The sequence below is a fragment of the Pandoraea sp. 64-18 genome, from assembly GCF_001899225.1.
GTDB lineage: Bacteria > Pseudomonadota > Gammaproteobacteria > Burkholderiales > Burkholderiaceae > Pandoraea > Pandoraea cepalis.
In genome coordinates, this window is the sequence record NZ_MKVU01000020.1 from 282444 (window position 1) to 297887 (window position 15444).

Sequence of the window (15444 nt, forward strand, 5' to 3'; positions counted from 1 at the left end):
GCTGTGGTTTGCGGTTGAATGCCGTCGCGACAAGCCACTCGGAAACGTTGCCGAAGTGGCCGCACGGCACCGCTATTCTTGCGCGCGCACAACTATCAGAAATGCGGATTCTTTAAATTTTCGATATCTAAAAAAGTCAGCCCACGTTGCGCAGGCTCGGATGGACTACTGTCGGAATCGGGACACTCGCCGGGCGGTCGGATTGAGCGCTCCCCACGCGTTGACGTCCGCCCCGCGCGACCGGCTCAACACACGTCGACTCGGTCAGCGCCCCCAACATGCTGCGGAAGCCAATGCTTTGTGCGCTGGCGACCTGCCGCTTGGATAACCGCCGGCAGGAATCTCATGGTCGGCATCGCCTACGCGTACCGCTGCATTCGTTTGACGGTCAGCATCATATTTATACCCGGATAATATTGACGATTATTTTATCCGGGTATAAATTGCAATCCTCACAACCTGGCTGAATACCATGACGCCTTCGACGCTTCCCTCCCACATCGCCTTCGTGGGTCAACGATGCATCGCCTCCGGCTCGCTTGCTGCCGTCGCGCTTGCGGTAAAGCATGCCGTGGAAAAGGCTCCCCAGACGCCTGTGCTGATCTTCGACAACGCGACTGGGCGCTCGATCGACATCGACACGCGCGGCACTGACGACGACATCACCGCGCGCTTCGCGCTGGCGGCATCCGATGCGCCATACCCCAACGGCACCGACGACACCGACGGCGCCGACAGCACGGTGGCGCAGAGCGAAGCACGCGGCCGGGGGCGGCCGAAGCTCGGCGTCATCGCGCGTGAGGTCACGCTGTTGCCACGCCATTGGGATTGGCTCGCTAAGCAGCCCGGAGGGGCATCGGTTGCGCTCCGAAAGCTGGTTGAAGACGCGCGTCGCGCCAACGCCCAACGTGACAATCGCCGCGCCTCTCACGAGCGCGCCTACCACTTCATGTCGGCGTTGGCCGGCGATCTACCCGGCTTCGAGGAAGTGGCGCGAGCGTTGTTCGCGGACGATCGCGCGCGCTTTGGAGAACTGGTCGCTGGTTGGCCTGCCGATGTGCGCGATCATGCGTTCGCGCTCGGCTTTGGCGACGCACCGTGAGCGACGCTGGTCGCAAAGATGGCACGGATGAAATCCATGGATCCGAATGCCGGCGCCATCGCACCGGTTGCGCATGAACGCGACCTCATCACGTTCCGGATGACAGGAACGGTGAGGCGGGTTTCGTGCCGCGACGGCCGGCTACGGCGGGAGACGATGGGGGTACTGTGCTGTGGATCTCGACATGAGACGCCTACCAGCGATGGGGTCGTGCTCGATTAACCCCCGGACTCTAAAGCCGGATGCTACTGAATACGGGGGGACGTCGAAGCGGCGGCACGCAGAAAGCGCCACGATCCGCCCCCCTCTTTCGAGAATACGGGTCTTCCCGGGTTGTGCCGAATGGCATTTCAACTAATCATATATATGTTTAGTTGACTAACGGAATCAACCATGCAAGCCGACGACCGCCTGCCCCGATACCAGCGCCTGCGCGATGAGCTAACGGCGCAAATTGCCCAGCGCCGGTGGCGCCCTGGCGAAGCCATTCCGACAGAACAGGAACTTTCGCGTACCTACGGTGTTGCCATTGGAACGGTGCGTAAAGCCATCGATGTCCTCGTGACCGAGGGCATGCTCGAACGTTTTCAGGGCCGTGGAACCTTCGTGCGGCGAGCTAGTTTCGACGGATCGCTATTTCGCTTCTTTCGTTTCCAGAGTCGGCAGGGCGAACGGCGCATCCCGTCCAGTCGCATCCTGACGCGCGAAATCACGAAAGCGCCTTCGGCCGTGTCGACAACATTGCAGATCGAGCCGAACGCCGAGGTGATTCACATGTCGCGGCTGCGTCTCATCGACGACCAGCCGATCCTCGTGGAGGAGATCTGGTTGCCGTACGCGCCCTTTGAGGCGTTTGTCCAACTCAAGACCGAGGATATCGGCGACCTCCTTTATCCCGTCTACGAATCGCACTGCAACCAGGTCATCGCATCGGCGACCGAGACGCTTACGGTAGAGACCGTCGACCCGATGCAGGCGAGGCTGCTGCGCGTCGATGCGCACACGCCTGTCGTCGTGATTGAGCGCGTCGCGTACAGCTTCGACAGGCGGCCACTGGAATGGCGCCGGTCTCGCGGGCCGGCGAGCGAATTTACGTATCAGGTGGAGATCCGCTGAAGCGGACGCTGCCATTCCAACAAGGAGACCCCTCATGTTCAACTGGTTCAAAACGGTATCACCGCAAGAGAAACGCACGTTCTGGGCGTGCTTCGGCGGCTGGGCGCTCGACGCGCTGGACGTGCAAATGTTCAGCCTCGTCATTCCGGCGATCATTGCCGAATGGGCGATCGACAAGACACAAGCCGGATTCGTAAGCGGCGCCACGCTCGTGGCGTCAGCGCTCGGCGGCTGGCTTGCCGGCGCACTCGCCGACAGGATCGGGCGTGTGCGCACGCTGCAGATCACGATTCTGTTCTTCTCGTTTTTTACGTTCGCGAGCGCGTTTGCCCAATCGTTCCCGCAGTTCATCGTACTGAAGACGCTACAAGGTTTTGGCTTCGGCGGCGAATGGGCGGCCGGCGCGGTACTGATGGCCGAATCGATTCGTCCAGAGCATCGCGGCAAGGCAATGGGGACCGTGCAGAGCGCGTGGGCCGTAGGCTGGGCGGCCGCCGTGCTGCTTTATACGTTGCTCTTCTCCTTCGCACCCGCACACCTTGCGTGGCGCGCGATGTTTGCCCTCGGTGTGCTGCCGGCGCTGCTCGTCGTGTATGTGCGCCGCCACATCAAGGAGCCCGAGGTACCGCGCACTCGCCCCGTAGCGACTGGCGACAGCACACCGCTCGTCGGCATCTTTTCGCCGCAGTTGCTGCGCATGACACTGATCGGCGCACTGCTCGGCGTCGGTGCGCACGGTGGCTACTACGCACTCATGACGTGGCTACCGACCTATCTCAAAACGGAGCGTCACCTGTCCGTCCTGAGCACGGGTGGTTTTCTGGCCGTCATCATCGCGGCATTCTTCTGCGGCTGCATCGCGAGCTCGCACCTGCTCGACCGTATCGGGCGACGCGGCACAATCTTGTTGTTCTCGGTATGCTGCGTCGCCACGGTCGTCGTCTACCTGTTCGCGCCGCTCGGCAACACGGCGATGCTGTTTCTTGGCTTCCCGCTCGGCTTTTTTGCCGCAGGCATTCCTGCGAGCATGGGGGCCCTCTTCAACGAGTTATACCCGCGCGGCATGCGGGGCACGGGCGTCGGATTCTGTTACAACTTCGGACGCGTGGCGTCGGCCGCATTTCCGGTCATGGTAGGCCACCTTGCCGCCACAACCTCGCTTGGTTTCGCCATCGGAATCGATGCGGGAATCGCCTACTCGATCGTCGCGTTGGCCGTCCTGATGCTACCGGAGACGCGCGGGCGCGCGCTCGCCGAACATCTGCCCATGACGTCACTGAGCGATCAGCACGGAGAAGCGGCCCCCCGTTGAATGACGGCCGCCAACGTTGCCAATGCCACGCCAACGGGCACGTTGGCGATGGCGAGACGACCCCACCCCCGGCGCTTGCGCCGGGCCCTGAAAAGGAATTTCCTGCAATGCCTACCCCGACCGCCGCGACCGGCGGATACGATACGCCCCAACAGACGGTATTGGCAATTGACACGCATGCGCACGTTTTCACGCGAGATCTTCCGCTCGCAGGCGAACGGCGCTACGCGCCGAACTACGACGCACTGCTGAGCGCGTATCTCGCGCAGCTCGGCACACACGGGATCGCCCATGGCGTACTCGTGCAACCGAGCTTCCTTGGCACCGACAACCGCTATCTCCTTGCAGCGCTCGCCCAGGAACGCCACCGCTTGCGTGGCATCGCTGTGATCGCCCCGGTGCAGGCCGCGGCCGATTCAGCGCATCTCGATGCCCTTGCTCGTGGCGGCGTCGTCGGAATCCGGCTCAACCTGTTCGGCGCGCCGGATCCCAATTGGGCAACGCAAGCCTGGCAAACCTTGCTGCCGCGCATCGCCGCACTCGGATGGCAAGTCGAAGTGCATTGCGAAGCCTGCAGGCTTCGCCGCGTTGTGCCGACGCTCGTCGCTCACGGCATCAACGTCGTGGTCGATCATTTCGGACGCCCGGATCCAGCGCTTGGTGTCGCGGATCCGGGGTTCCGCGATCTGCTCGGCTTTGCGACGTCCCGCCGCGTATGGGTCAAGCTGTCCGGCGCATACCGCAATGGCGCTGGCGAAGCCGGCGTCGCCGTAGCGCGCGCCGCGACGCCGCTGCTCAGGACGGCGTTTGGCTTGGAGCGGCTCGTTTGGGGAAGCGACTGGCCGCACACGCAGTTCGAACATGACCGCCGTTTCGAGAACGCCTACGCGCTCATCCACGAGCTCCTTCCTGACGATGACGATCGACGAGTCGTATTGGTCGAGACGCCGGCACGGCTCTTTAAGTTCGACTAATCACGCACAATGCGTTGGTGCGGCGCGCGCAGGATCTGAGGGATCGCGGTATTCGCGTCAATGTCGTTGACCTGTTCGTCGACGGCGGCATGGCGCCGGTCTGAGCGCATACAACGCCAGGCGGATGCCGTCTGGCTTCGCCGGACAGCGCCGGCTGACGGCGCGGCCCCATCTGTGCCCGGCTGACCTCCAGGCCGACCTCGACCGCTATGTCGCGTTGCGTGCGCAGACCTATGGCGAGACCGTCGACGCGGCGACGCCGATTCCGCACAGACTGCAAGCCTTCATGGCCGGGAATGAAGGATGCAAGTGGTCAAGCTCGCCGAGTCGCCGTCCGCGGAACGAAAAAGCCGCTCCTGCGCAAACAGGGGCGGCTCTGGATGGTGCCCGAGGCCGGAATCGAACCGGCACGACCGTTAGGTCGAGGGATTTTCTTACCACTTCGACTTTCGCCGCCAGCGCGTTTGCACTGTTCGTGGTCTGGAGCACGCCTTCACCATAGCCTTGCGGCCGTAGGTGCCCGCCGTCTGCTCTCTACACCTTCCCAATCTTGAAGTTTGGGCTTGGCTCGGCGTTGACTCGGATGCCGAAGCATCCAGGGATTTCGCCGACTTTGACGGGCGTCACTTCGGGCGTTTCCCCCCGAAGGCTCAAATTGTCTAAGTCCCTTGTGTCTACCAATTTCACCACTCGGGCGTGAGTGATCTGTCCTTCTGCTTTTCACTGGCGCCTGGATGGCGCCCAGCTACCAAGACAAGCCATGACGCTACATCTCGGATGCTCGCAAATCCCTGTCATCATTGGCCTTCCGGCGCCGCATCCGCGGCGGGAAAGGCTCGGCACAACAGATTCCGAGTCCGCGGTGTTCACCAAACGCATCACCCCGGCAAGGGCACGCATTCTAACATCCCCACCGAGATACGTCAGTTGGGTATCATAGGGCTACGCACGCGCTGCGCGCGCCATCGGAGATCGCCCCATGCTGGAGAATCTCGACCGCATCGCCCTGTCGTTGGACGCCATCGAAGCCGCCGCCCGCGACCTCGCCCTGCAATCCCCCCAGAACGCGCAAGCGCTCTACACCGCGCTCATGGAAATTCGCAACGCCATCGCACTCGTCGCGCAGGAAGTCGTGCGTCTCGAACACGAACTCCACGGCCCCACCGGCAACGGGCAGTCGTGACCTCGCCGACGCGATGCCCGGTGACACACGAGGGGCAAGCAACGGGTCTACAATAGGCAGCACGTTTCACAACACGGCGTGTCCCCATGGCCCTCCCCTGTTGTACGTCGCAAGCCGTGGCGCGCTACGATGCCGTGCGCGCCGCCTCGGTCGCCTTTGCGCAAGACCTCTCCGACGCCGACGCCACCGTGCAGTCGATGCCCGACGCCAGCCCCATCAAGTGGCATCTCGCGCACACCACATGGTTCTTCGAAACCTTCTTGCTGAGCGAGTCCGGCGCCCTGTCGGGCCGCCACTACCGCCCCTACGATCCGCGCTTCGCCTATCTCTTCAATTCATATTACGAGGCCGCCGGTCCGCGCCATCCGCGCCCGCAACGCGGCTTGCTCTCTCGCCCCACGCTCGATGACGTGCTGCGCTATCGGCGCCATGTCGACGCCGCCATGCATGAGCGCCTGCTGCATGCCGATCTCCCGCCCGACGTTCACGCACTCGTCACCCTCGGCCTGCATCACGAGGAACAGCACCAGGAGCTGATGCACACCGACTTGCTGCATCTGTTCGCGCAAAATCCGTTGCGTCCCGCGCATCGCCAACCGGCCTGCGCCGGCGACATCGCCGGGCCGCTGCAATGGATTGCCCACAGCGGTGGCCAGCATCGCGTCGGGCACGAGAGCGAATCGAGCGGACCCTTTGCGTTCGACTGCGAAACCCCTGCCCACGACATCTTGCTCCGCCCCTTCGCGATCGCCTCGCGCGTGGTGACGAACGGGGAGTGGCGCGCGTTTATCGACGACGGCGGCTATCGCACGGCGGGACTCTGGTTGTCCGACGGTTGGGCGACGGTGCAACGCGAAGGGTGGGGACATCCGCTGTACTGGGAGTTGCACAACGGCGAATGGCAGTCGATGACGCTCGCCGGCATGCAACCGATCGACGACGACGCGCCCGTGCGGCACGTAAGCTATTTCGAAGCCGACGCCTTCGCGCGATGGGCCGGCAAGCGTCTGCCGACCGAACACGAGTGGGAGGTCGCGGCAACCGTGTCGCCCGCTTCGCAACCCGCCATGGCGCAACGCTTCGGCCCGGTATGGCAATGGACGGCCAGCCCTTACGTCGCCTATCCGGGATTCCGACCGGCGGCGGGGGCCGTCGGCGAATACAACGGCAAATTCATGTGCGGACAATTCGTGCTGCGCGGCGGCTCGCTCGCCACGCCGCCGGGACATGCACGCACCACGTATCGCAACTTCTTTTACCCGCATCAGCGCTGGCAGTTCTGCGGCCTGAGGCTCGCGGAGGATCGCTGATGTCGCAAGCCCCCCAAGCCACGCCGTTCGTTTGTCCGTCGCTGCCGGAAAATGCGTTCGCGGCGGACGTGCTCGCCGGTCTCGGCCACACGCCCAAGTCGCTGCCCAGCATCTGGCTTTACGACCGGCTCGGCAGCGAACTATTCGAATCGATTACCGGCCTCGACGAGTATTACCAGACACGCACCGAAACGGTGCTGCTCGGCGAATGCGCCGCCGCGATTGCCGACGTCATTGGCCCGAACGCCGTCGTCGTCGAATTCGGCAGCGGCTCGAGTCGCAAGACGCCGTTGCTGCTCGACGCGCTGGTCACGCCGCGCGCCTATGTGCCCGTCGACATCGCCGACGACTTCCTCGACGACGCCGTCGCCACGCTGGCCCGCCGCTGCCCGGGCATCCCCATGTTGCCGGTGCGCGCCGACTTCACCCGGCCGTTTCGCCTGCCGCCGCAGTTGCAGACCACCCAAGGGCCGCGCCTGGGCTTCTTTCCCGGCTCGACGATCGGCAATTTCGCGCCCGGACAGGCCGCCGCCTTTCTTGCCCACGTCGGCAAGATGCTCGGCCCGCGCCGCCGGATGGTCGTCGGCGTGGATGCCTGCAAGGACGCCGCCGTGCTGCTGCCCGCCTACGACGACGCGCGCGGCGTCACCGCGCAGTTCAATCTGAACGTGCTCACGCGCATCAATCGCGAACTCGACGGCGACCTGCCGCTCGACGCCTTCCGTCACGAAGCCCGCTTCAACGCGGCCGCCAGTCGGATCGAAATGCATCTCGTCGCCCAGCGCCCTTTCCGCGCGAGCGTGCTGGGCCATCGCTTCGACTTCATGACAGGCGAGTCCATTCACACCGAGAACTCGTACAAGTACGGTCAGACGGAGTTCCGCGCCCTGGCAAGCTCCGCGGGGTGGGATGTCGAGCGCGTCTGGCTCGATGCCCGCGCGCGCTTCGCCGTCTATCTGCTGCGCCCCGCGGCGGGAAGCTGACCCGCGCACGACGCCGCGCAAAAAATCCGGCCCTTATCGCTAAAGTTTTGACGTCACCATGCCGTTGATGCATGCAGACGCCTGCTGTCCGCCATGCGAAATGTGAATTTCCTGGGGAGACGGTGGAGACGCGGGGATCGCTAGCCAGGATTAGGCTAGCATTGCCGCCATGAACGCCATGGGATCCGACACGCCGGGACGTCCGCCTGTGTCCCCTCAAGGGCCATCTTCACAGCGCGCGGCCATGACCGCGGCGCACCGTTGACACGTATCGCTGCACATGACTTCACGCGCAATGGGGATGCACGTGGCACGAGCTTCGGCAGTAACACCTGCGGCTCGCGGCACTGGCACAGACACTCGACTGGCTAACGCGCACTCGCTCGCGCGTCGGCTTTGCGTCGTCGCGACGGCGCCTTGGGGTCGGTCACGATGAGCCGCATTTCGCTAACCCTCTCCGACATCGCGCTGGCGGATCTGAAGAAAGACTTCGACGCGTTCGTGCGCATTTCCGCCGCCGTGGACCGTCACTTCACGCCACCGCCCTTCGACGACTTCCTGCGCGCCCGCCTGCTCGACAGCACCGTTCCGCTCACCGAAGCCGCCGTCGCACAATTGCTCGCCGGGGGGCATTACGCGTGGGCCAAGCGCACGTTCGACAAGCAGTTCCCGGACGTCGTCTCGATCATCCTGAACCAGGCGCGTCAACACGGCTTCTATTTCGTCTCTCGCCCCGAATGGACGCGCGAGGACATGTCGCGTCAGGCGAGCCGCTGGGCCGAAGGTATCGTGCGCGAAGCGAAGGGCGAGGAACGCATCGTGGAATCGCTCGCGGGACAGATCGTCAGCTCTGCCCAAGACCTCCGCGCCTTGGAAGCGTCGTTGCAGACGCCCGCGTGGCGCGCCGCCTCCGTGCTGCGCGAGCGCGTGTTCGACGCCAAGCGCAGCGTGGAAACGGCCCGCTCACTGCAAGCGCGCGAGCGACTCGGCGAACTGCGTGCACTCCTCGATCTGGCGGTGATCTACGGGTCGGTTGGTGCTCAGGAGGCCGAACAGATTCTCGACTACCTGCGAGTCCTGCGCCCCGAGTTGTTCAACGACGATCCAGGCGTCTTCGAACGGCTTGCGGCCTGGCTGCGGCGTTTGCTGACGCCGGACCTGCCTCGCCCGGCCGTTGCGCCGCAAGCACCGCCGTCCGGCATGACGACCGACGCATCGCGTCAGCATTCCGACCCCCTGCAACCGCCACTCACGCGCTGAGCGCGAGGCGGCACCTGAGCCGCCCCCCATATTGGCGTCCGTCTCCGCTCACCGGTTGAAGATCAACGCGACGCCCGCGCTCGCGATCAACGCCCCCCACCAGGCGCCTGCCGCCGGACGCTGCCGGGTGCGAATCCACATCAGCGGCAACACCACGACGGGCGTGGTCGCCGAGAGCGTCGCAATGACGCCGGTGTTGCCGTGGCCCATGCCGTAGAGCAGCAGCGTCATGCCGACGGCCACGCCGACGAAGCCCGACGCTGCCGTGAGCGCGAGCGTGCCCGGCGTGAAGGCCGAGAAGAGGTCACGCCCGCGCCGTGCGGCGAGCATCGTCAGCCCGAGCGCCGACACCCCCACACGCACCGCCGACGCGCTCACCGGATCGACGCCGGCGGCCATGACCGGTTTGGCGATGAGCGTTCCCACGGAGTGACACAGCGCCGCCACCAGCCCGATGGCGACGCCCACACGCACATCGCCACGCACGGACTCCCAGTGATGAGCATCCTCGCGCCGGCCACCGAATGCGACGGCGAGCGCCACGCCCGTCGTGACCAGCGCCACCCCGATCACCGCGCGCCAGCCCAGTGCCTCGCCGAGCCAAACATAGCCGAGCACGGCGGTCATCGGGGCGTTCGTCGCGAAGACGATGGAGTTGCGGCGGGGCCCGAGACGGCCGAGCGACGTATAGAGAATCGTGTCGCCCACGAGAATGCCGATCAGCCCCGACGCCGTGAGTCGCAGCCACTGTTCCAGCGTAAGCGACGGCCAGCCTCGCTGCACCGCCACCGCGATGAGCAGCATCGCGAAGACGAGCAGCATGCGGGCGTAATTGAACGGGAAGGAACCGGCCCGGCGCACGGGCGTAATGGCGATCATGCCGCTGAAGGCCCAGCAAAGGGCAGCACCGAGCGCGGCAAGGTAGGCGAGTTGGGTTGTCATGGTCAGGGGGCAGACGGCTCGCAGGCACCACCGCCCCCGCCGTTCGGACGCCATTATACGAGTCGCATGCCCCATTCGGGGGCATGGCCCGCGCGCCGACCTCAGATTTCGTCGTCCAGACGATGCAACGTGTCGAACATGACCCGATAGGCCGCCGCCACACCGTGCGCCCCGCGCAGCATGCGCAAGCGCGACGCCGCATCGGGCTCGCCCGCCTCCTCCACCCACTGCGCGAGCAACGGGGTCCCGCCGCAGACACTCGCGTCTTGCCGCGCGTGCGCTCCGACGGCCGCGAACCCTTCGGCAGCCGACGGATACCGCTGCGCGAGCGCGTCGAACTGCGCCTCGATCTCGCTGGCCGCACGCACCGCCGCCGGTGCCTGACTGAGCGCGCAACACCCCACGTAGGCGGGCATGTCGCCCGCCGCGCCAATGATGAAGTCGATGAGCGCGTGCGTCGCATCGAACGCACCGCTGTCGAGGAAGGTGCGGGCCGCCGGGCCACAGCGAAGGAGGCCGGCGGCAAGCATCGTCGCCTGTCCGCGCTGCTCGCGATACTGGCGCAACAGGATCGGTCGCAGCGCCGCGTCGGTGCAGCGCTCGACCGCCATGCGATTGTGCACATCCGCCCCCGCCGCGCGATGGTAGTGCTGCGCGAGAAACGCCAGCACCTGGACGTCGCTCGATTCGCCTGCCAGGAAGCGGGTCCAGAATGGCGCGGCGAAAATGCCGCGCACCCAATCGTCGCAAATGCGCCCGAACGCCGGCACGATACTGCCCTGCGTGGCGGGCAACACCTGCACCAGCGCTTCGTCGACCAGCATCGCGAGCCAGGTGCCCGGCAACGGCGCCTCGGCGAGCAGCACACCGTGCCGCATACGATCCAGCCACATCGCGGTTTCGGCAAGCGCGCCGTGCAACGTGCACGACACCTCGTGCGACGACACGACGACGGCCTGCGCCTCGACCGTCCATCGCGCATGCGGCGACGCGATGACCCATACCGCCGTGTCGTACGCCGCCAACGCGACCGGCGCGGCGGGCAGAGGCGTGGCGACCGGTGACGCGATCGGGGCACTCATCGGACGATCGCCCCCAGCAGCGCCACCCCCGCGGGATCGATACGCCTGACGACCTCCACGCGGAGCGTCGCGCCCCCATCGCCCAGCGACAGGCCCGGCACGTTCTGCACGGCGCCCAAACGACGGCGGGGCGGGGTTCGCCCTTTGCCACGCGGCGTGTCCGGCGCGCCGCGCGCCAGCCGACGTGACGCCGGCTCAGGCATGCAGGCGGTCCCGTCGGGCGAAGACATCGCGCGACCTTGCGCCCCGACGGGCGACTCCAGGACGACGGGAAGAAAAGGAAACGGTGACGGCGGCGCATTGGACGGCATGTCGGCTCCTTTCAAAAATCGCATGGCGCGGACGCCCGCGCCTCGTGCAAGACTGCCGCGCAAGCCGCGCATGCCATGCCGGGCATGAACGCAGGCGCCTGCGGGCCAAACATCTACCATAGGAATCCCTTAGGGATACGAAAAAGAACGGAGGCTCTAGAAGTGCGCAAACCACGTCGCTCCATAGCCCTCCGGCCTCCCCGCGGGGGCGGCGTGAACGACCGTCCGCGCCCCGAGGGATGACGACGATTCGACGTCGGTCGCCATCGTGAACGGCAAATGCGGACAACGTCGCTCAAACACGCAAATTCAAGACTTTTCCCAAGAACCTAGGGGATTGATGTCGGAATACGACGTTCCGCCGGCACGCCTTCCTCGTAGCGACGCGGGCGACACAGCGCAGCGCACGAGAGTGCGCCCTCTTGAAGTACCATGATTGTTTTCGATGCTGCGCCCCGGGGAGTGACTCTCATGCATCTTTATCAGCGTCTGCCGATCTTCGTTTTCGAGATCGAAGCCTGCGAGAACCTGACATTCATCACGATGGCGATTCGCTTCAATCTGGATCGCAACGGTCAACATCTATCGTTGGCCGACTGGCAACGCCTGCCCGAAGCGGCGCGCGAGGCGCTGGCCTCATGCAGGCCCGGCGACGAGGACTTTGCCGCGCGTCTCGACGAGATGGCGAGCCAGTATCTCGGGCAAGCGGTGGCGCGCAGCGTCGACCCTGCGCCGACCGCCTGGCAGGATACGAACGCGTTGCCGCCGGGACTGCTCAAGCAATGCGAACTGGCCGATCTGCTGCCGCCCGCGGTGGGCGACTGGGCCACGCTCACGCCGTTCCGTCGCTATGTGCTCGCGAAGCTCTCGCGGCGCGACACGCTCAATCATTGCTTTGTCCCGGCCATGCTCGAGTTCGGGCTGGCGCAAACGCCAGCCGATCTCTGAAGTGCGCCTCCGGGTCAGGTCACGGGCGCCGGGTTGAAGAGGACGAGCGCGTTGTGCAGGCCCCAGCGTTCCGCCCAGGTCTTCTCGCCGCTCGCCACGGCGAGCATCAGGTGAAAGAGCTGCCAGCCGACGTCTTCGATGGTGGCTTCGCCCGTGGCGATGCGCCCGGCGTCGACATCCATCAGGTCATGCCAGCGACGGGCCAGATCGGAGCGCGTCGCCACCTTGACGACGGGCACCTCGGCCAGCCCGTAAGGCGTGCCGCGTCCGGTCGTGAAGACGTGCATGTTGATCCCCGCCGCGAGTTGCAGCGTGCCGCAGATGAAATCGCTCGCTGGCGTGGCGGCGTAAATCAGCCCGCGCTGGCGCGAGCGATCGAGCTTCGCCCCCGGCGCGATCACGCCGTGAATCGGCCCCGTGCCGGACTTCACGATCGACCCCATCGCCTTTTCCACGATGTTCGACAACCCGCCGCGCTTGTTGCCAGGCGTGGTGTTGGCGCTGCGGTCGACGCGGCCGCGCTCGAGATAGGCGTCGTACCAGGCCATCTCGCGAATCATCGCGTCGGCCACTTCCGGGGTCGCCGCGCGTGAGGTGAGTTGATCGATCCCGTCGCGCACCTCGGTGACTTCGGAAAACATGACCGTCGCGCCCGCGCGCACGAGCAAATCCGTGGCGAAGCCCACCGCCGGGTTCGCCGTCACCCCGGAGAACGCGTCACTGCCGCCGCACTGCACGCCCACCACCAGCTCCGACGCCGGCACCGTCTCGCGCTGGCGCGCATTGAGCCGCTCCAGATGCGTGCGCGCCGTTGCCAGGATCGAATCGATCATCGACAGGAAGCCAACGTGCGCGTCGTCTTGCAGACAGACGGTATCGGGCTTGCCATCCGCATTGGCGCTGCCGATCGGAATACTGCCCGCCGGCAAGAGGCGCTCGGGCTGAAGCTTCTCGCAACCGAGACTCACGACCATCACTTCGCCGCCGAAATTCGGGTTCGTGGAGATGTTGCGCAGCGTGCGGATCGGCACGTCGGCGTCCGGCGCATCGATGGCCACGCCGCAGCCGTAGGTGTGTTCCAGCCCGACAACGTCGTCGACGTTCGGATACTGAGGCAGCAACGTCTCCTTGATCCGCTTGACGGCAAATTCGACCACGCCGGCCACGCACTGCACCGTGGTCGTGATCGCCAGAATGTTGCGGGTACCGACCGAGCCGTCGGCGTTGCGATAGCCCTGAAACGTGAAGCCCTCGAGCGGCGGCAGTGACGCGGGCACCCGTGTGCTGATCGGCAGGCGATCCAGCGAAGGCGCCTCGGGCATGACCAGATTGCGCTCGTTGACCCAGCTGCCCGCGGGCAGCGCACGCGCCGCATAGCCGATCACCACACCGTAGCGAATCACCGGCGCGCCTTCGGCCAGATCGCTCAGCGCGACCTTATGCCCCTGGGGCACGGCGTCCACGAGCGTTAGCCCGTCGGCAAACCGGCGACCGGCAGGCAAACCGCCGTCGTTCACGACGATGGCGACATTGTCGTCCGGCTGCATCCGAATATAGCGCGGCACATCCTTCGTCCCAGACCCGGCTTCGCCCGCGGCGTCCGTGCGCCCCGCGTCCATCATTGATGCCATGTTGCTCACTCCTTCCTGTTTTCCGATGAGATGCGGCGCCTGCACGGGTTCACACATGCGATACGCCATCGACGCTAGAGACTCTCTCGGCCAGCGCGCATAACGGCGTCGAATTTCGACGTTGTCGCGCATGCCGCCACTCATGTGTCATCATACATCTAGATTCGCGCTGTGCGTACCCCTCAAGTCTGCCGGATAAATCGGGGAAATCGCCCTTCCATGCTTTGTACGGGTTAATCCCACTGCCATTCTTTCCAACAGCCTCTTGTTCGATTTCGCCACATGTTATACGATGACATATAACTCAGCGCCGCGCGCTGGTTGAGCTTCTTTCTTCCTTATCGAAACCGGCCCCGTGGCCGACAGGAACTCTTGACATGACCGCACCTCAAGAACTCAAGCAGATCGTCTCCGACGGCTTGTTGTCTTTCCCCGTCACCGACTTCGACGCGAACGGCGACTTCAATGCGCGTGGTTACGCGGCCCGACTTGAGTGGCTGGCGCCGTTCGGTGCGACGGCGCTCTTCGCGGCGGGCGGCACGGGTGAATTCTTCTCGCTTACCCCGCGCGATTACAGCGCCGTGATCAAGACGGCCGTCGACACTTGCGCAGGCAAGGTGCCGATTCTGGCAGGTGCCGGCGGCCCGACGCGTCTGGCTATCGAATACGCTCAGGAAGCCGAGCGTCTTGGCGCCAAGGGCGTGCTGCTCATGCCCCACTACCTGACCGAAGCGAGCCTGGACGGGATCGCCGCTCACGTCGAACAGGTCTGCCGTTCGGTCAACATCGGCGTGATCGTCTACAACCGTGCCAATTCGAAGCTCGGTGCCGACCAACTCGAGCGTCTTGCCGAGACGTGCCCGAACCTGATCGGCTTCAAGGACGGTGTGGGCGATATCGAACGCATGGTGCAGATCCGTCGCCGCATGGGCGACCGCTTCTCCTATCTGGGTGGCCTGCCGACGGCCGAAGTCTATGCCGCCGCCTACCGTGCGCTGGGCGTGCCGGTGTACTCGTCGGCGGTCTTCAACTTCATTCCGAAGACGGCCATGGCGTTCTATCACGCCGTGTGCGAGAACGACGAGGCCACGATCGGCCGCTTGCTCGACACGTTCTTCCTGCCGTACCTGGAAATCCGCAACCGCCGCGCGGGCTACGCCGTGAGTATCGTCAAGGCGGGCGCGAAGCTCGTCGGTCGCGATGCCGGCCCGGTGCGCGCGCCGCTGACCGACCTGCTGCCGAACGAACTCGAGATGCTCGACGCGCTGATCAAGAAGGTTGAAGGCTAAG

Annotated in this window: 15 protein-coding genes; 11 read left to right on the forward strand and 4 right to left on the reverse strand. The window is 65.2% G+C overall.

Going from position 1 to position 15444, the window contains the following annotated elements; translation table 11 throughout:
- Positions 1 to 472: 472 nt before the first annotated feature.
- The 9 genes from BGP02_RS18330 (at position 473) to BGP02_RS18370 (ending at position 9240) form a co-directional block, all read left to right on the forward strand.
- Complete coding sequence (locus BGP02_RS18330; protein ID WP_261938021.1) at positions 473 to 1102, forward strand: DUF2239 family protein; 630 nt, start codon at positions 473 to 475, stop codon at positions 1100 to 1102.
- A gap of 393 nt (positions 1103 to 1495) precedes the next feature.
- Positions 1496 to 2218 carry a GntR family transcriptional regulator gene (locus BGP02_RS18335; protein ID WP_017232969.1) on the forward strand — a complete coding sequence of 241 codons (723 nt, stop codon included), beginning with the start codon at positions 1496 to 1498 and terminating at the stop codon, positions 2216 to 2218.
- A gap of 34 nt (positions 2219 to 2252) precedes the next feature.
- Positions 2253 to 3530 carry an MFS transporter gene (locus BGP02_RS18340; RefSeq protein WP_017232968.1) on the forward strand — a complete coding sequence of 426 codons (1278 nt, stop codon included), beginning with the start codon at positions 2253 to 2255 and terminating at the stop codon, positions 3528 to 3530.
- A gap of 107 nt (positions 3531 to 3637) precedes the next feature.
- Complete coding sequence (locus tag BGP02_RS18345) at positions 3638 to 4504, forward strand: amidohydrolase family protein (RefSeq protein WP_017232967.1); 867 nt, start codon at positions 3638 to 3640, stop codon at positions 4502 to 4504.
- 124 nt (positions 4505 to 4628) lie between these two features.
- Complete coding sequence (locus BGP02_RS22445) at positions 4629 to 5006, forward strand: DUF2274 domain-containing protein (RefSeq protein ID WP_157211400.1); 378 nt, start codon at positions 4629 to 4631, stop codon at positions 5004 to 5006.
- Between the two features lie 477 nt (positions 5007 to 5483).
- Positions 5484 to 5687: a hypothetical protein gene (locus BGP02_RS18355; protein ID WP_017232965.1), complete on the forward strand. Its 204-nt coding sequence runs from the start codon at positions 5484 to 5486 to the stop codon at positions 5685 to 5687.
- 86 nt (positions 5688 to 5773) lie between these two features.
- On the forward strand, positions 5774 to 6997 hold the full coding sequence (gene egtB, locus BGP02_RS18360) for an ergothioneine biosynthesis protein EgtB (RefSeq protein ID WP_017232964.1): 1224 nt from the start codon (positions 5774 to 5776) through the stop codon (positions 6995 to 6997).
- Positions 6997 to 7980 carry an L-histidine N(alpha)-methyltransferase gene (egtD, locus tag BGP02_RS18365; protein WP_017232963.1) on the forward strand — a complete coding sequence of 328 codons (984 nt, stop codon included), beginning with the start codon at positions 6997 to 6999 and terminating at the stop codon, positions 7978 to 7980. The genes egtB and egtD overlap by 1 nt, the downstream gene beginning before the upstream one ends.
- A gap of 432 nt (positions 7981 to 8412) precedes the next feature.
- Positions 8413 to 9240, forward strand: coding sequence for a DUF4088 family protein (locus BGP02_RS18370; RefSeq protein WP_017232962.1), 828 nt, complete (start codon positions 8413 to 8415; stop codon positions 9238 to 9240).
- Between the two features lie 48 nt (positions 9241 to 9288).
- Here BGP02_RS18370 and BGP02_RS18375 read toward each other — a convergent pair whose 3' ends face one another.
- The 3 genes from BGP02_RS18375 to BGP02_RS18385 form a co-directional block, all read right to left on the reverse strand.
- The gene (locus tag BGP02_RS18375; RefSeq protein WP_261938019.1) at positions 9289 to 10182 is read right to left on the reverse strand and encodes a DMT family transporter; all 894 of its coding nucleotides are present in this window, start codon (positions 10180 to 10182) and stop codon (positions 9289 to 9291) included.
- Between the two features lie 101 nt (positions 10183 to 10283).
- Entirely contained in the window at positions 10284 to 11264 is a 981-nt protein-coding gene (locus BGP02_RS18380) for a hypothetical protein (RefSeq protein ID WP_286798954.1), read from the reverse strand.
- A complete protein-coding gene (locus tag BGP02_RS18385; protein ID WP_268566863.1) occupies positions 11261 to 11467 on the reverse strand; it encodes a hypothetical protein in 207 nt (68 codons plus the stop codon). The genes BGP02_RS18380 and BGP02_RS18385 overlap by 4 nt, the downstream gene beginning before the upstream one ends.
- Positions 11468 to 12046: 579 nt before the next feature.
- On the opposite strand from BGP02_RS18385, the gene BGP02_RS18390 reads away from it, so the two are divergent.
- Entirely contained in the window at positions 12047 to 12523 is a 477-nt protein-coding gene (locus BGP02_RS18390; protein ID WP_017232958.1) for a nitrate reductase associated protein, read from the forward strand.
- Between the two features lie 14 nt (positions 12524 to 12537).
- On the opposite strand, the gene garD is transcribed toward BGP02_RS18390, so the two are convergent.
- Positions 12538 to 14145 carry a galactarate dehydratase gene (garD, locus tag BGP02_RS18395; protein WP_286799093.1) on the reverse strand — a complete coding sequence of 536 codons (1608 nt, stop codon included), beginning with the start codon at positions 14143 to 14145 and terminating at the stop codon, positions 12538 to 12540.
- A 386-nt stretch (positions 14146 to 14531) separates the two neighbouring features.
- Here garD and kdgD point away from each other — a divergent pair, with 386 nt between their 5' ends.
- Positions 14532 to 15443 carry a 5-dehydro-4-deoxyglucarate dehydratase gene (gene kdgD / locus BGP02_RS18400; protein WP_017232956.1) on the forward strand — a complete coding sequence of 304 codons (912 nt, stop codon included), beginning with the start codon at positions 14532 to 14534 and terminating at the stop codon, positions 15441 to 15443.
- The last annotated feature ends 1 nt before the right edge of the window (position 15444 follow it).

Excerpts from the sequence above, each read along its gene's own strand:
- egtB (WP_017232964.1), top strand. The coding sequence starts at position 5,774 with ATGGCCCTCCCCTGTTGTACGTCGCAAGCCGTGGCGCGCTACGATGCC.
- BGP02_RS18340 (WP_017232968.1), top strand. The coding sequence starts at position 2,253 with ATGTTCAACTGGTTCAAAACGGTATCACCGCAAGAGAAACGCACGTTC.
- BGP02_RS18355 (WP_017232965.1), top strand. The coding sequence starts at position 5,484 with ATGCTGGAGAATCTCGACCGCATCGCCCTGTCGTTGGACGCCATCGAA.
- BGP02_RS18390 (WP_017232958.1), top strand. The coding sequence starts at position 12,047 with ATGCATCTTTATCAGCGTCTGCCGATCTTCGTTTTCGAGATCGAAGCC.
- kdgD (WP_017232956.1), top strand. The coding sequence starts at position 14,532 with ATGACCGCACCTCAAGAACTCAAGCAGATCGTCTCCGACGGCTTGTTG.
- BGP02_RS18385 (WP_268566863.1), bottom strand. The coding sequence starts at position 11,467 with ATGCCTGAGCCGGCGTCACGTCGGCTGGCGCGCGGCGCGCCGGACACG.
- egtD (WP_017232963.1), top strand. The coding sequence starts at position 6,997 with ATGTCGCAAGCCCCCCAAGCCACGCCGTTCGTTTGTCCGTCGCTGCCG.
- BGP02_RS18330 (WP_261938021.1), top strand. The coding sequence starts at position 473 with ATGACGCCTTCGACGCTTCCCTCCCACATCGCCTTCGTGGGTCAACGA.
- garD (WP_286799093.1), bottom strand. The coding sequence starts at position 14,145 with ATGATGGACGCGGGGCGCACGGACGCCGCGGGCGAAGCCGGGTCTGGG.
- BGP02_RS18375 (WP_261938019.1), bottom strand. The coding sequence starts at position 10,182 with ATGACAACCCAACTCGCCTACCTTGCCGCGCTCGGTGCTGCCCTTTGC.
- BGP02_RS18380 (WP_286798954.1), bottom strand. The coding sequence starts at position 11,264 with ATGAGTGCCCCGATCGCGTCACCGGTCGCCACGCCTCTGCCCGCCGCG.
- BGP02_RS18345 (WP_017232967.1), top strand. The coding sequence starts at position 3,638 with ATGCCTACCCCGACCGCCGCGACCGGCGGATACGATACGCCCCAACAG.
- BGP02_RS22445 (WP_157211400.1), top strand. The coding sequence starts at position 4,629 with ATGCCGTCTGGCTTCGCCGGACAGCGCCGGCTGACGGCGCGGCCCCAT.
- BGP02_RS18370 (WP_017232962.1), top strand. The coding sequence starts at position 8,413 with ATGAGCCGCATTTCGCTAACCCTCTCCGACATCGCGCTGGCGGATCTG.
- BGP02_RS18335 (WP_017232969.1), top strand. The coding sequence starts at position 1,496 with ATGCAAGCCGACGACCGCCTGCCCCGATACCAGCGCCTGCGCGATGAG.